The 15851-nt window shown below is 69.5% G+C and carries 11 protein-coding genes; 9 read left to right on the forward strand and 2 right to left on the reverse strand.

Annotation, left to right across the window (positions count from 1 at the left end; genetic code table 11):
* The first annotated feature begins 72 nt into the window (after positions 1–72).
* The 3 genes from GXY47_04985 to GXY47_04995 all read left to right on the forward strand — a co-directional run bounded on the left by GXY47_04985 (position 73) and on the right by GXY47_04995 (position 5043).
* On the forward strand, positions 73–1239 hold the full coding sequence (locus GXY47_04985) for a hypothetical protein (GenBank protein NLV30493.1): 1167 nt from the start codon (positions 73–75) through the stop codon (positions 1237–1239).
* Positions 1240–1247: 8 nt separating this feature from the next.
* Entirely contained in the window at positions 1248–4223 is a 2976-nt protein-coding gene (locus tag GXY47_04990; GenBank protein NLV30494.1) for a DNA polymerase III subunit alpha, read from the forward strand.
* Positions 4224–4323: 100 nt separating this feature from the next.
* On the forward strand, positions 4324–5043 hold the full coding sequence (locus GXY47_04995) for an MBL fold metallo-hydrolase (GenBank protein NLV30495.1): 720 nt from the start codon (positions 4324–4326) through the stop codon (positions 5041–5043).
* Between the two features lie 61 nt (positions 5044–5104).
* Here GXY47_04995 and GXY47_05000 read toward each other — a convergent pair whose 3' ends face one another.
* Positions 5105–6100 (reverse strand): hypothetical protein, encoded by a 996-nt coding sequence (locus tag GXY47_05000; protein ID NLV30496.1) that lies wholly within the window; start codon positions 6098–6100, stop codon positions 5105–5107.
* A gap of 155 nt (positions 6101–6255) precedes the next feature.
* Between GXY47_05000 and GXY47_05005 the strand changes: the two genes are divergently transcribed.
* Genes GXY47_05005 through GXY47_05015 form a run of 3 tightly spaced genes read left to right on the forward strand, consistent with a single transcriptional unit; the run spans position 6256 to position 10652 of the window.
* On the forward strand, positions 6256–7227 hold the full coding sequence (locus GXY47_05005; GenBank protein NLV30497.1) for a ParB N-terminal domain-containing protein: 972 nt from the start codon (positions 6256–6258) through the stop codon (positions 7225–7227).
* Positions 7224–8321, forward strand: a complete 1098-nt coding sequence (locus tag GXY47_05010; GenBank protein NLV30498.1) for a hypothetical protein — start codon at positions 7224–7226, stop codon at positions 8319–8321. Before GXY47_05005 ends, GXY47_05010 begins: the two co-directional genes overlap by 4 nt.
* A 36-nt stretch (positions 8322–8357) precedes the next feature.
* Positions 8358–10652: a heavy metal translocating P-type ATPase gene (locus GXY47_05015; protein ID NLV30499.1), complete on the forward strand. Its 2295-nt coding sequence runs from the start codon at positions 8358–8360 to the stop codon at positions 10650–10652.
* Here GXY47_05015 and galE read toward each other — a convergent pair.
* Positions 10649–11710 (reverse strand): UDP-glucose 4-epimerase GalE, encoded by a 1062-nt coding sequence (gene galE, locus GXY47_05020; protein ID NLV30500.1) that lies wholly within the window; start codon positions 11708–11710, stop codon positions 10649–10651. The genes GXY47_05015 and galE overlap by 4 nt on opposite strands.
* Positions 11711–11878: 168 nt before the next feature.
* Here galE and GXY47_05025 point away from each other — a divergent pair, with 168 nt between their 5' ends.
* The 3 genes from GXY47_05025 to hisD all read left to right on the forward strand — a co-directional run bounded on the left by GXY47_05025 (position 11879) and on the right by hisD (position 15849).
* Positions 11879–13057: a DNA polymerase IV gene (locus tag GXY47_05025; protein ID NLV30501.1), complete on the forward strand. Its 1179-nt coding sequence runs from the start codon at positions 11879–11881 to the stop codon at positions 13055–13057.
* Positions 13058–13138: 81 nt separating this feature from the next.
* Positions 13139–14497 carry an aminopeptidase P family protein gene (locus GXY47_05030; protein NLV30502.1) on the forward strand — a complete coding sequence of 453 codons (1359 nt, stop codon included), beginning with the start codon at positions 13139–13141 and terminating at the stop codon, positions 14495–14497.
* Between the two features lie 41 nt (positions 14498–14538).
* Positions 14539–15849 (forward strand): histidinol dehydrogenase, encoded by a 1311-nt coding sequence (gene hisD, locus GXY47_05035; GenBank protein ID NLV30503.1) that lies wholly within the window; start codon positions 14539–14541, stop codon positions 15847–15849.
* The last annotated feature ends 2 nt before the right edge of the window (positions 15850–15851 follow it).

The raw sequence follows: 15851 nt of genomic DNA on the forward strand, positions 1-15851 counted from the left end.
GCAGGCGGCCGTCAACGCCCGCATGCTCATCGACATTCTGGCCGCAACGGCGAAGGAAGCACGGGTGCCCCCATGGACCGCGAAATCATCCACCTGACCGTCAGGTCTTTCCCCGTGGCCGTGGAACGGGTGGTGCATCCCGAACTGCGCCGGCGCCCCGTGGTGGTCGCGCCGCGCACCGCGGCGCGCTCGGTCGTGACGGCGTTGTCCCCGGAAGCCTGGCAGGCGGGGATCCGCAAGGGGATGCTTCTGTCCCGGGCGCTGCGCTGCTGCCGGGACATGGTCGTGCTGCCTCCGAACGAACCCCTCTACCTCCGGGCCTCCCGCGCGATATGCGGGATCCTGGCGGCGTACTCCCCGGTGCTCGAACCCTCGGGGCACGGGCACGCCTACCTGGACGTCACGGGGACCGGCCGGCTCTGGGGGCCGCCGAGGGACGCCGCCTGGAGAGCGCGCAGGGAGATCCTGCGGCGGCTGGGTCTCGAGGCCGCGCTCGGGATCGCCTCCAATAAGATGGTCAGCCGGATCGCGACGGAAGCGACGCGGACGGCGGGACTGCAGGACGTGCCGCACGGGGAAGAGAGTTCCTTCCTCTCCCCGCTGCCGGTGCGGCTGCTCCCGGGTATCGGGCCCCGGACCGAGGAGCGGTTCCGGGAACTGAATATCCGCGTCATCCACGAAGTCGCCGCGATGAGGCCGGAACATCTCGCCCTGGCGTTCGGCCGTCCCGGTTTCCTGCTCCGCGAACGGGCCCTGGGGATTGACCGCACCCCGGTGGTCCCGGCGCGTTCGGCACCGGCGCTGGAACTGGAAAGGACGCTGGGCGAAGACTCGAACGATGAAGCGCTGCTCGCGGGGGAACTCGCCGATCTCTGCGACCGGGCGGGGGAGCGGCTGCGCGGGGAGGGGCGGCGCGCCGGGCGGGTGGAGGTGCGGGTCCGCTACGCCGACTACGGGGAGGGGGCGTGGGGGGCGCAGCCGGCCGTGCCGCTCGAGTCGTCGGCCGCCCTGTACGCCGCGGCCTTCCCCCTGCTCGGCCGGGCGCTCAAGCGGCGCACGCGCGTGCGGAGCGTCCACCTGAGGCTCGGGGCTCTCTCCGCGGGGCCGGTGCAGATGGACCTGTTCGCCGACCCGGGGCCCGCGCGCCGCCTGCGGCTCGAACAGGCGCTCGACACCCTGCGCCGCCGCTACGGCCGCCCCGTCCTGCGCCCCGCGGCGCAATCGTCCGTCGGGCGGTAGAGGGGATTATGTTCGTCCACCTTCACGTCCATTCCCACTACTCCTTCTGCCGCGGCGCCAGCAGCATCGAAGCCCTGGTGGATGCGGCCCTGGAGCGGGGGATGCCGGCGCTCGGACTGACCGACATCAACGGCGTCTACGGGCTGGTCCGGTTCCTTCAATATGCCGCCCAGCGGGGGCTGCGGCCCGTTGTAGGGGCGGAACTGAGGGCGGAAGGGGAGCGGGCGACGCTGCTCGTGCGCAACCGCGAGGGGTACGCCCTGCTCTGCCGCATCATCTCCGGGCTCCGGGAGCCCGGCTTCCGGCTCTCCCGCGCCCTCATGGAGGAGCGGGAAAACCTGGTCGTGCTCAGCAGCCAGGTCCCGCTGCTGGGGGCGCTCGCCCGCCAGAACGGGACCTCGGGCCTCTACGTCGAGCTCGACGATCCCCGGACCGAGGCGGGCCTCGTCGATTTTTCCCGGGCCTCGGGCGTCCCCCCCGTGGCGGCCAACGACGTCTATTTCGCCGACCCTTCCGATCACGCGCTCCACCGGTTGCTGCGCGCCATCGACCTGAACACCTCCCTGTCCCGGGTCCCGCCGGGGGAACTGGCGGGGGAGGACCGCTGGCTGAAGCCGGAGGCGGAGATGGAGCGCCGCTACCCGCACCTCGTCCGCGCCCTCGACAACGCCGCCCGCATCGCCGACGCGTGCCGGGCCGACCTGGAGATGGGCAAGCCGGTGTTCCCCCCCTGCGACCTTCCCGAAGGCGCCGACGCGTCGGGGTACCTGCGGGAGGAGTGCTACCGGGGGGCCGAGAGCCGCTACGGGGAGCTTTCCGATTCGGTGCTGAAGCGGCTGGACCACGAACTGGGCATCATCGAATCGAAGGGGTTCGCCCCCTATTTCCTGGTCGTGCGCGACATCGTCCGCCGCTCGGCGCGCACCTGCGGCCGGGGGTCGGCCGCGGCCAGCCTGGTTTCCTACTGCCTGGGGATCACCCACGTGGAGCCGATCACCCACAACCTTTTCTTCGAGCGCTTCCTCAACGAGGGGCGGAGCGACCCGCCCGACATCGACATCGATTTCCCGTGGGACGAGCGGGACGGCGTCCTCGAGGACGTGTTGATGAAATACGGGGCCGGGCGGGCGGCCATGATCGCCAACCACGTGGGGTTCGGCGCGCGCGCGGCCGTCCGGGAGGTGGCCAGGGTGTACGGCATCCCCGAGGCCGAGATCCGGGCGGTCACCCGGCGCATCGGCTATTACTGGGCGCTCGGCCATCTCGAGGACGCCGTGCGGCACCACCCCGTTTTCAAGGACATGAAACTGGGCGCCCCCTGGCCCGAGATCCTCCGTATGGCCGTGCGGCTCGACGGCTGTCCCCGGCACCTGTCGGTCCACTGCGGCGGCGTCGTCATCGTGCCCGACCGCATCGACCGCTACGTGCCCGTGGAGACCGCGCCCAAGGGGGTCCCGATCATCCAGTGGGAGAAGGACCAGGCGGAAGACGCGGGCCTGATCAAGATCGACCTCCTGGGCAACCGCTCGCTCGCGGTGATCCGGGACGCGCTCGCCGCCGTCCGGGAGCACTGCGGGGTGGATATCGACTACGGGCGCTGGGACCCCACCGGCGACGCCCGGACCCGGGACTTCATCCGCAGGGGGGACACCCTGGGGGTTTTTTACGTGGAGTCCCCCTCCATGCGGCAGTTGCAGCAGAAGTGCGGCACCGGCGATTTCGACCACCTGGTGATTCACAGCTCCATCATCCGCCCGGCCGCCAACCGGTATATCCGCGAGTATGTCCGGCGGCTGCGGGGCGGCGCCTGGACGTCGCTCCACCCCGTCCTGGACGAAGTCCTCCGGGAGACGTACGGGATCATGGTCTACCAGGAGGACGTCTCGCGCATCGCGATGGCGATGGCGGGGTTCGGTGCGGCCGACGCCGACCTGCTCCGGAAGGTCCTTTCGAAGAAGCGGGCGGGCGGAAAGCTCGAGGATTACAGGTGGAGGTTCTTCTCCGGTGCGGCCGCCCGGGGCGTTTCGCGGGAAGTGGCGGAAGAGGTCTGGGGGATGATCCTGAGCTTTTCCGGGTACTCGTTCTGCAAGCCGCATTCGGCATCCTACGCCCTGGTCTCCTACAAGTCCTGCTACCTGCGGGCCCATTACCCGGCCGAGTTCATGGCCGCGGTGCTCACCAACGGGGGAGGGTACTATTCGGCCTTCGCCTACGTGTCCGAAGCCCGCAGGATGGGGCTCGAGGTGCGGCTCCCGGACGTCAACGAAAGCGGGCGGGAGTATCGGGGCCAGGGGAGGGTGCTGCGCGTCGGGCTGATGCAGCTCAAGGGGCTCGGCCGGGCGGCGCTCGAGGCCGTCCTCGAGGCGCGCCGCGAGGGGCCGTTCCGGTCGCTGGAGGATTTTTTCCGCCGAGTCCCGATCGATATGGCGGACGTGAAGATCCTCGTCAAGTCCGGCGCCCTGGACGGCATCTCCGGCGGCGCCACCCGGCCCGAAATGATCTGGAAGGCGCTCCTGTGGCAGGAAACGCGCGCGGCGCGCCGGCCGGCGGCCCGCTCGCTTTTCGAGGACCTGCCCCCGGCGGAGCCCCCGCGGGTGCCGCAATATCCCCCCCGCGCCATCCTGGAGCACGAACTGGAGACGCTCGGTTTCCTCCTCAGCCGCCACCCGCTCGCCCTCTACGCGCGGCCGCTGTCGCGGTGCGGATGCGTGCGGGGGGCCGATCTCGCGAAACATGCGGGGAAGCGGGTGACCACGGCGGGCTGGTGGGTGACGGGGAAACTCATCACCACCCGGGACGACGAGCCGATGGAGTTCATCAGTTTCGAGGACACCAGCGCCCTGTACGAAACCGTCTTCTTTCCGGAAGCCTACGCCCGTTTCTGCCACATGCTGAACCGTTCCCGCCCCTACCTGCTCGGCGGCACGGTTCAGGAGGAGTTCGGCGCGGTCACGCTCGCCGTCGACTCGGTGCGGTTTCTTTAGCCCTGTCCCGCGGTTGACGGTTCGGGATCGGACGGACCCGGGTATAATAAAAAAAGATATGCGGAAACATAATGGAGGACGGATGATGAACGGAACCTTGATGCTGCGGGGCCTGGCGGTCGCCGCTCTTGCCGGGCTGCTTGTCCCGGCGGGCGCCGAGGCGCAGAAGACATTCGCCGGGGATTCCTTCGAGACTTCGGGCGGAGAACTGAAAATCACCTTTATCGGGCACGGGACGCTGATGCTGACATACGCGGGCAAGGTGATCCACGTCGATCCCGTGTCGATGTACGCCGATTACGCGACGATGCCCAAGGCGGACCTGGTCCTGGTCACGCACGAACATGGCGACCACCTGGACGCCAAAGCGGTCGCGGCCGTCAGCACCTCCCGCACCGTCGTGGCCGCCAACGAAAAGGCGGCGGGATCGCTCGGCGGCGCGGTCGTGATGAAGAACGGGGACGCGCGCACCCTGGCCGGCATCCCCGTCGAGGCGGTCCCCGCGTACAATTTCGAGAAGGCGTTCCACCCCAAGGGGAACGGCAACGGCTACGTCCTCACCTTCGGCGACCGGCGCGTCTACATCGCCGGGGACACGGAAAACGTTCCCGAGATCAAGAAACTGGAGGGGATCGACATCGCCTTCCTGCCGATGAACCAGCCCTTCACGATGACGCCCGAACAGGTCGCCGACACGGCGCGCTCCCTGCGGCCCCGGGTGCTGTACCCCTATCATTTCGGGGAGACGGACACCTCGAAACTGGTGGAACTGTTGAAGGGCGAGGAGGGGATCGACGTCCGGATCCGGCAGCTGCAGTAGGCGCCGGGCGAGGGGCAGCGCCGCCGGGACCGCCCGGGGAGGGCGGTCCCGGCGAACGGGTTTACTTCAGTTCCTGCTCCGCTTTCTGGATGACGTTGTTGATGCCCGTCAGCGAGCCGCGGTGACTGCTCTTCCAGAGTTTTTCCAGGTTCTGCCTCGCCGCCGAGGCCACCGACCCCTTGATCACGTAGGCCTTGGCGAAATTCAGCATGGCCGGGGCGGTCTTGCCCGACTGCCAGTAGGCCAGCCCCAGGTGGTAGTAGGCGGTGTCGTTTCTCTTGTAATAACCGACCGATTTGTCCAGGTTGCTGATCGCCGAGGCGTAGCTCTGGTTCTGGTAGGCCGATATTCCGATCGTGTAGTAGGCCGTGGCGTAATAACTGTCGGTGGCCTTTTTCCAGTCGCCGGCGCTCACCGCCGCCGGTTTTTCCGCTTTCGGAAGGGAGCTGACCGTCATCCTGGCGTATTTGTTCGCCTTGGCCATGTCCTGGGTGGAGAGAAAATGGCGCGTCAGCCCGTCCGAGATCTCGTAGAAGCTCGTATCTTTGGCCAGGGCGCGCTCCCCCCACTGGACGAACTTGGCCTGGTTTCCCAGCTGCTGGTAGGCCCTGGCGAGGGCGTGGGCCAGCTGGGCGCTCGGCTTGGCCGCGTAGGCCTTTTCTCCGAAGGTGGCGAAACCCTTGGTGTTGTCGGTTTTCGAATAGGCCTCGGCCATGGCGGCGAAGGTGAAATCGTCATCGGGCACGCCTGCCAGGAATCTGTTGCCCAGGGTGATGATCTGCGCGTAGTCTCCCTCCTGCCCCAGGTTCACGATGAGAGTCTGGTACTCGGCCATCACGTGCTCGCGCAGGCTCGTCTTGGGGTTTTCCTTGAGGAATTGCGCGGCCTTGTCCACCTTGGCCGCGGCGTCGGCCGTGGCCTTGATATCCTCGTAGCTCTTGTATTGCGCCTCGGTATAATCCTGCGCCTGCTGCGCCGCTGCCGGCATGACGGCCAGGCAGAGGAACAGGAAGCCGGCCAGCGTTCTGGAAATCATGGAAGTCGTGGGGGAAGTCATGGTGTCGTCTCCTTCGTTACGTGCCCGGCAGCGGTTTCCGCGGCCGCCCGGCACCCTTGGCGTTTTATATCAAAAGCCTTCTGTAAACACAACTTGAAACGGCCGCCCCGCACATCGGCTTGTGAACCCCCGCCCGGATCCGATATGCTTCCGGCATGAACATGGCCGACACGCCCATCCGGGACATCGATGCGGAGAACGAGGAGTGCAGGGTCAGCGAGGAGCTGGAGCCGCCCCCCCTCATCCGGTCGATCCGTGAAATAGGCCAGCTGAACCCGGTGGTCCTGCTCGAGCGCGGCGGGCGCCGGACGATCGTGTGCGGGTTCCGCAGGCTCCACGCCGCCCGGCGACTCGGCCGGGAATCGGTCCCTGCGCGCATCCTGGGCGAGGCCGATTTTTCCCCCCTGCACCCGATGGAGTTCGCCCTGCGGGACAACCTCGCGGCCCGGCGCCTGGAACCGCTCGAGCGGGCCCGCGCGCTGCGGAAGCTCGGGGAGGCCGGCCTGCCGCGGGAGAGGATCGTCCGGGACTATCTCCCGCTCCTGGATCTGCCCCCGCGCGACGAGGTCCTCGAGGCCCAGGTCCTGGTCGACCGGGCGCACCCCGGCCTGCGCCGCTGCCTGGCCGGGGGCGTCCTGACACAGCAGAGCGTGGAGGCGCTGGCAAAAAGGGCATCGCCGCTGCAGGAGCGTTTCTCCCTCCTGGTGGAGCGCGTCCGCCTCAGCGCCAGCCTGCAGCGCCAGCTCCTCGGGCTGCTGGGGGACCTGGCGGCCAGGGACGGCGCCCCCTGGGGCGCTCCGCTGGACGGGGAGGAGGCCGGCGCGGTCCTGGACGATCCCTCGCTCTCCCCTTCCCAGAAGGGGGAGCGGCTCTACGAGGCGCTCTACCGACTGCGCCACCCCCGGCTGAACCGGGCCCGCGACCGTTTCCGGCGGCGGGAACGGGCGCTCGGCCTCCCGGGGTCGATCCGGCTCGCGCCGCACCCCTATTTCGAAACGGCCGACATCCGCGTCGAGTTTTCGGCCCCCGACGCGGCGCGCTTCCGGGAGCTGGCCGGGGAGCTCGAGCGGGCGGCCCGCTCGCCCGTGCTGGAGGAACTGTTCGAGGTGGAAGGGGAGACCCCATGACGGCCTATCGCCCGGGGGAGGTGATCGTCGAAGCCGGGTCGTGGAACGACGGCGCCACCGCCGACATCCTCCGGAACCTCCCGGGGATCCCCTGCCGGACGGTGGAGGACGCCGGCGGGGTCTCCGCCTCCCGCGATACGCTGGTGCTCGCGCGTCACCGGGGCAGGTTCCTGAAGCGGTGCCAGGGCTCCGGGGCGGAGATGTGCTGCAACTATTTCATCGCCAGCTACGCCTGGAACTGCCACTTCGGGTGCACCTACTGCGTGCTGCAGTCCTACCTCGACGGGAGCGGGATCGTCGTCTGTACCAATATCGAGGACTTCCTGGGGGACATCGGCCGGACGCTGGCCGAATCCCCCGACCGGACCTTCCGGATCGGCACCGGCGAGCTGGCGGATTCCCTCGCCCTGGACCCCATCACGGGCTATTCCAGGAGGGTGGTCCCGTTTTTCGCCCGGCTGCCGAACGGCATCCTCGAACTCAAGACGAAATCGGACCGGGTCGAGAACCTCGAGGGGCTCGAGCACGGCGGGCGCACGGTGGTCTCCTGGTCGATGAACTCGCGCCGCATCTGCCGCTCGGAGGAGGCACGCGCGGCAACGCTCAAGGAGCGCCTCGCCGCCGCCGACCGCTGCCGCCGCTGGGGCTACCGGATCGGGTTTCACTTCGACCCGATCGTGCACTACGAAGGCTGGGAGGAGGAGTACCGCGAGGTCGTCCGGATGATCTTTTCCGTCGTCGACCCCGGCGACGTGGCGTGGATCAGCCTGGGCTCCCTGCGCTTCACCCCCCACCTGCGCGAGCGCCTCATCGAGCGCCACCCCGGTTCGCGCCTCCCCTGGGGCGAGTTCGTCCCCGGCCATCACGGGAAGCTGCGCTACTTCCGGCCGGTCAGGGAGGATATCTACCGGAAGATGCACTCCTGGATCCGCGAGTGCGCGCCCGGGGTGCTGGTCTACCTCTGCATGGAAAGCCGTCTGGTCTGGGAGCGGAGCCTGGGCTGCGCCGTCCGGGACGCCCGCCACCTATCCGATTGCCTCGATGCCGCCGCGCCCGGCCGGTTCCGGCCCTCCACGCGGGCAAATGGGCTATAATGATCGCAGGGACGGCCTCGAGATGGAGAACGGAAGATGAGCGTCAACGTCAAGGATCCTGTTTGCGGAATGCAATTTCCTCCCGGGAAGGCGGCTGGAAAGCTGGAGCACGAGGGCCGGACCTATTACTTCTGCAACCCCGGCTGCCTCGAGAAATTCCGCGCCGATCCTGAACGGTACCTGCAGCCCCGCCGGGCGGCGGCCGGGCCGGAGGCGGGGCGCGGCGGGGAAGAGGCGATATACACCTGCCCGATGGATCCCGAAGTCCGTCAGAAAGGGCCCGGTTCCTGCCCCGTCTGCGGTATGGCCCTGGAGCCGCTGGCCCCCGGCCTGGACGATGCTGAAAACCCGGAAATGGGCGCCATGAAGCGCCGGCTGCTCGTCTGCCTGGCCCTGACCCTCCCCCTGCTCCTGGTCGCCATGGGGGGTATGGCCCTGGGCATCCACGGCGCGGCCGGTACGTGGGTCCAGTTCGCCCTCTCCACCCCCGTGGTGCTGTGGGGGGGGTGGCCTTTTTTCCGGCGTGCCTGGAGCTCACTCGTCAACCGGAGCCTCAACATGTTCACCCTGATCGGGATCGGCACCGGGGCGGCCTACCTCTACAGCGTCTTCGCCCTGCTCTTTCCCGGGAGGCTCCCCCGCTCCTTCCTGGGCCCCGGCGGCGCCGCCGAGGTCTATTTCGAGGCGTCGGCCGTGATCATCACCCTGGTCCTCCTCGGCCAGGTCCTGGAACTCCGGGCCCGCAGCCGGACGGGGAGCGCCATCCGCGAACTGCTCGAGCTGGCGCCCCGCACCGCGCGCGTCGTCCGGGAGGACGGCTCCGAAACCGACGTCCCCCTCGACCGGGTGGAGCCGGGGGACCTTCTGCGGGTGCGCCCGGGGGAAAAGGTTCCGGTGGACGGCCGGGTGCTGGAAGGGGAGAGTGCGATCGACGAGTCGATGGTGACGGGGGAGGCGATGCCGGTGGAGAAGTCGGCCGGCGGCCGGGTGACGGGGGGTACCCTGAACGGGACCGGGAGCTTCATCATGGAGGCCGAAAAGGTGGGGGCCGACACCCTCCTGGCCCGGATCGTGCGCATGGTGAGCGAAGCGCAGCGGAGCCGCGCGCCCATCCAGCGCCTGGCGGACCGGGTCGCGGCCTGGTTCGTCCCGGCGGTGATCGCCGTGGCGCTCGCAGCCTTCGCCGTCTGGAGCCTGGTCGGGCCCGAGCCGCGGAGCGTCCACGCGCTGGCGGCCGCGATCGCGGTCCTCATCATCGCCTGCCCGTGCGCCCTGGGCCTGGCTACGCCGATGTCGATCATGGTGGGGACGGGGCGCGGGGCGCGCGCGGGGGTGCTGATCCGCAACGCCGAGGCGCTCGAGCGGCTCGACCGGGTGGACACCCTGGTGGTCGACAAGACCGGCACCCTGACCGAGGGGAAACCGGCGCTCACGGCCGTCCAGCCCATGGGCGGGTGGACCGGGCCGGAAATGCTCCGGCTGGCGGCGAGCCTGGAGCAGGGGAGCGAACACGCCCTGGCGTCCGCCGTGGTCGCCGAAGCCCTCGACCGCGGGCTCGAACTCTCCAGGGCGGCGGAGTTCCGCTCCCTGACCGGGAAGGGCGTCACCGGGGTCGTCGACGGGCACCGGGTGGCCGTGGGCAACAGCGGGCTGCTGGGGGAGGCGGGGGGGAGTCCGGATCCGCTCGAGGAGGCGGCCCACGAGTTGAGGCGGGCGGGGAGAAGCGTGATGCTCGTGTCGATCGACGGCGCCCCGGCGGGGCTGCTCGGCGTGGCGGACCCGATCCGGGACTCCGCCCGCGTGGCCGTGGCGGAGCTTCACCGGCAGGGGATCCGGGTGATCATGCTGACGGGGGACAACCGGACCACGGCCGACATCGTGGCGAACCAGCTGGGGATCGACGCCGTGGAGGCGGAGGTGTCCCCCGAGCGGAAGGGCGATTTCATCGAGCGGCTGCGGCGGGAGGGGCGGGTCGTGGCGATGGCGGGGGACGGCGTCAACGACGCCCCCGCCCTGGCCCGGGCCGACGTGGGGATCGCCATGGGGACGGGGACCGACATCGCGATCCAGAGCGCGGGGATCACGCTCGTCGGCGGGGACCTGCGCGGCGTGGTCCGGGCGCGCACCCTCAGCCGGCACACGATCCGGAACATCCGCCAGAACCTCTTTTTCGCCTTTGTCTACAACATCCTGGGGGTGCCCATCGCCGCGGGGGTGCTCTACCCGGCCCTGGGGCTGCTGCTCAACCCCATGATCGCGAGCGCGGCCATGACCTTCAGTTCGATCTCGGTGATCACGAACGCGCTGCGGTTGCGCAAGGTGGAACTCTAGCCCTCGGCGCCCGTTCCGTCCCGGCGCCGGGACAGCGCCTGTTCCCATTTCCACGCGGACCGCATCATGTCGTCCAGGTCCCGCTCCGCCTTCCACCCGAGCTCGCGGTTGGCGAGCGATGTGTCGGCCCACACCTTCTCCACGTCCCCCGGCCGGCGGCCGACGTAGCGGACGTTGAGCCGCACGCCGGAGACCCTTTGGAAGGCGTCGATGACCTCCCGCACGCTGTGCCCCCTGCCCGTCCCCAGGTTGAAGACCTCCAGGTCCGACCGGGTCTTTCCTTCCGCCATCCGCGCCACGGCGGCCACGTGGGCGCGGGCCAGGTCGACGACGTGGATGTAATCGCGCACGGCGGTGCCGTCGGCCGTGGCGTAATCGGTGCCGAAGACCTCGAGGCACTCCTGCCGCCCGGCCGCCGTCTGGGTGATGAAGGGGGCGAGGTTGTTCGGGACCCCCAGGGGGAGTTCCCCGATCAGGGCCGACTCGTGCGCCCCCACCGGGTTGAAATACCTCAGGGCGACGGCCCGCAGCCCGTAGGCCGCGACCGAGAACCGGAGGATCTCCTCGGCCATCTGCTTGGTGCTCCCGTAGGGGGACCAGGCTTCCCTGACGGGGGAGGTTTCCCGGACCGGCAGCTCGTCCGGCTGGCCGTAGACGGTCGCGGAGGAGGAAAAGACCAGGTGGCGCGGGCCGTGGCGCCGCATCCCCTCGAGCACCCGCAGGAGCGATTCCAGGTTGTTGCCGTAATAGGCGAGCGGGTCGCGCATGCTCTCGCCGACGGCCTTGCGGGCGGCGAAGTGAATGACGGCGCCCAGGTCCGGGGTGGAGGCGAAGAACGCCTCGGTCTTTGCGCGGTCGGTCAGGTCGAAATTGTGGAATTCGGGGCGGACGCCGGTGATCTCGGCGATCCGGTCCACCACGTCGGCCCGGGAGTTGGAGAGGTTGTCCACGATGACGACGGCGTGTCCCCGCTGCTGCAGCTCCACTACCGTGTGCGAGCCGATATAGCCGGCCCCGCCCGTCACCAGTATCCTCGATGGCCTCCCCGTCTCCGTCATGGCGATCCCCGCAGGTTTCCGTTTCGATCCAGGGGACATCATACACCAGATTCCGGACGACGACGCCCCACAGGGCAGATCGGCATCCGGGCCGCACCGCGTCAGGTTTTTGCGCCGCGGGCCCCCGGGAAAATTGTGGGGGGCGCCGTTCTGTGGTTTACTTGCGGCATGGAGCGGACGATCCTGCACGTCGACATGGACGCCTTCTACGCGGCCGTCGAACAACGCGACCACCCCGGGTACCGCGGCCGGCCCGTCATCGTGGGGGCGGACCCCAGGGGAGGGCGCGGGCGGGGGATCGTGGCGACCTGCTCGTACGAAGCCCGGAAGTTCGGGATCCATTCGGCGCAACCGATTTCCGAGGCTTGGAAGCTGTGCCCCCGGGGGATCTATCTCCCCCCGGACATGCGCAAATACGCCCGTGTCTCGAGGCTCGTCATGGGGATCCTGTCCGATTTCACCGACCTGGTGGAGCCGGTGAGCATCGACGAGGCCTTCCTGGACGTCACCGGGTGCCGCCGGTTGTTCGGGGCGGGAGACGTCATCGCCCGCAAGATCCGTGAGCGGGTCGCGCGGGAACTCGGTCTCACCGCCTCGGTGGGGGTGGCGGCGAACAAGTTCGTGGCCAAGGTGGCTTCCGACCTCGAGAAACCGGACGGCCTCGTCGTCGTCGAGCCGGGGCGCGAAAGGGAGTTCCTGGCTCCCCTCGCCGTCGGCAGACTCTGGGGGGTCGGTCCCAGGACCGAGGCGAGGCTCAAAGCCCTGGGAATCGGGACCGTGGGGCAGCTGGCGGCCCTGGCCCCCATGGACGCCGCGCGCCTGCTGGGGGACCACGGGGAGCACCTGTGGCGCCTGGCGCGCGGGATCGACGACCGGCCGGTATCGGCCGGACCCGGGTGCCGCAGCATCGGCCACGAGGTCACCTTCGAACAGGACACCGCCGACCCCGGGAGGCTCCGGAACACCCTGCTCGACCTTTCCGGGAGGGTGGCGCGGCGGCTGCGGGCCGAGGGCGCCCTCGCCCGCACGGTCACCCTCAAATTCCGGCAGGCCGATTTCACCACCTCCACCCGGCGCCGGTCGCTCGCGGAGCCGGTCGACACGGCGGAAGCGATCTTCCCGGTGGCCTTCGAGCTGATGCAGGGGGTGTTCCGCGCGGGGATGAAGGTGCGCCTCCTCGGAGTCACCGTTTCCGGCCTGGAGCCGGGAAGCCTCCAGCCGACCCTCTTCCCCCCCTCCCCGTCCCGCGACCGGAAACTGGCCGAGGCGGAGGACGACATCGCGCGGCGCTTCGGCGCGCGGGCGATCACGCGCGCGTCGCTCGTCGGCGGGAAGGAGGGGGCCTGATCCCCGCATCGGACAGGCTCCTCAGCTTTTCCGCCCATCCCCCCGCGCTTGATGCTATGATCCATAATTTGGAGCGGGGGAATGGTGCGGATCGCGGCGGCCGGTGTTCTCATCCTCGGGGCGTTGCTGGGCGGCATCGCCGACGGGGTGCGGGCCGGAGCGGTCCCGCCCGACGGGGCCCCCTTCGCCCAAAGGCGCGAGCGGCTGATGGAACGGATCGGGGGCTCGGTGGCCGTTCTGGCCGGGGCCCGCGACACGGCCGCCTATGTCGCGTTTCGCCAGGACAACGGCTTCTACTACCTGAGCGGCGTGGAGGTCCCGGGCGCCCTGCTGCTCCTCGACGGGGTGCGGAGGGAGAGCCTGCTGTTTCTGCCCCCGCGCGACCGCGGCCTGGAGGGGTGGGAGGGGGAGCGGGTTTTCCCCGGGCCGGAGGCGGAGCGCGCGACCGGCATGGACGCGGTGCTCGACACCGCCCGGTTCGGGGGGGAACTGGAGGAGCGGACGGGCTCCGCGGGCGTCCTCTATCTGCCCCGCTCCCCGCAGGAGACGGCGGCCGTCAGCCGCGACCGGGCGCTCGACGCCGACGAGGCGCGCCGCCTCGACCCGTGGGACGGCCGGGAACCGGCATGGGCGGCTTTTGAGCGGAAGGTGCGGAACCGGGTAGGCCCGTCGGTCGACATCCGGGACCTCGCCCCCGTCCTCGACGGGATGAGGCGGGTCAAGGACGCGGCGGAGATCGCCCTCCTCCGGGAGGCCGGCCGGATCGGGGCCCTCGGCCTCCGGGAGGCGATGCGCTCCGCCGCGCCCGGGGCGTACGAATACGAGCTGGCGGCGCGGGCGCAGTTCGAGTTTCTGCGGCTGGGGGCGGCGGGATACGCCTTCCACCCGATCGTCGGCTCCGGGCCGAACTCGTGCGTTTTGCATTATTCGCGCAATCGGCGCAAAATGATGCCCGGGGAGATGGTCGTCATCGATTTCGGCCCCGACTACGGCTATTACGCGGCCGACGTCACCCGGTCGTTCCCGGTCTCGGGAAGATTCGGCGCGGAACAGGCGAAGGTCTACCGGGCGGTGCTCGAGGCCCAGGAGGCGGCCCTCGCCAAGGTCCGGCCCGGCGCCACGTTCAGGGAAGTGGAGGAGGCCGCCGGCGAGGCGCTCGACCGCCACGGGTACGGCGGACGCGCCCCCCACCGGTTCGTGCATCACGTCGGCATGGCGGTCCACGATGTCGGGGACGGGGCGCCGCTGGAGCCCGGGGTCGTGATCGCGGTCGAACCGGGGGTGTACCTGAAGGAGAAAAACCTGGGGGTCCGGATCGAAGATACGGTGCTGGTGACCGAAAGCGGCCACGAAGTGCTCACCTCCGGCGCGCCCAGGGAAATCGCCGGGATCGAGGCCCTGATGGCCCAACCGGCCGTCGTGCAACCCATGCAGGATTGAGGCTGTCGCCGATTCCTGATTCGTCCTACGGGAAGGTGTTTATGGTCCGCATCTACCACGCCAAAGACAGGGCCAGGCTGTTTGCCCGCCTGGAAAGCCGGAAGATCCTGGCGACGAGTGAAATCTCCGCTTCGGTGCGGCAGATCCTCTCGCAGGTCCAGAAGGAGGGGGACCGGGCCCTGGTGCGCTTCACGGAGCGGTTCGACAAGGTCAAGCTCCAGGCGCGCCAGCTGCGGGTCCGTCCCCAGACGCTGCGGGCCGCGGCCCGGAAGGCCGACCCCGCCCTGCTGCGCGACCTGGAAAAGGCGATCTTCAACATCCACGCCTATCACAAGCGGCAGGTGCAGAAATCGTGGGAGTACCGCAAGCCGGGGGCCGTCCTGGGGCAGCGGGTGCTGCCGATAGACAGCGTGGGCGTCTACGTCCCCGGGGGGAGCGCGGCCTACCCCTCGTCGGTCCTGATGAACGTCATCCCCGCGAAGATCGCGGGGGTCCCGAGGATCGTGGTCGTGACCCCGCCCGGCACCTTCCAGCAGCACCCCATCATCGCCGCGGCGCTCTACGAGCTCAACATGACGGAGATCTACCTGGTCGGGGGCGCGCAGGCGGTGGCCGCGCTCGCCTACGGCACGGAGACCATCCCCCGCGTGGACAAGATCGTCGGCCCCGGCAACGCCTACGTCAGCGCCGCCAAGCGGGAGGTCTTCGGGCAGGTCGATATCGACATGATAGCCGGCCCGAGCGAGGTCGTCATCATGGCCACGGCGGAGTCCAACCCGCGCTTCATCGCCGCGGACATGCTCTCGCAGGCCGAACACGACGAGTTCGCCTGCTCGATCTGCTTCACCGACTCGATGCCGCACGCGGTGCTGGTCGGGCGCGAGCTGCAGCTGCAGCTCGAGTCGCTCGACCGGAAGGAGATCGCCCGGAAATCGATCGACAATTACGGCGCCATCGTCGTCATGGACAGCTACCACGACTACCCGGAGTGGATCAACGAGATCGCCCCGGAACACCTCGAGATCTTCTCCAGCATCCCGGCGTCGATGATCCGGGAGGTGCGTAACGCGGGGTCGATCTTCTACGGGGACTACACCCCCGAGGCGGTGGGGGACTACTTCGCGGGGAGCAACCACGTGCTGCCGACCGCGGGCACGGCGCGCTTCTTCTCGCCTCTCGGGGTGTACCACTTCCAGCGCAAGACCGGCATCATCCGCTACACGAAGCAGGAACTGGCCCGCACCTGGAAGTCGATCGACGCCCTGGCCCGCTCCGAAGGGCTCGATGCGCACGCCCGGAGCGTGTCGATCCGCCAGGAGTCCCCGAAAACCCTCAAGCGCAAGGACAAGTGACC

This window comes from Acidobacteriota bacterium (assembly GCA_012729555.1).
GTDB lineage: Bacteria > Acidobacteriota > UBA6911 > UBA6911 > UBA6911 > UBA6911.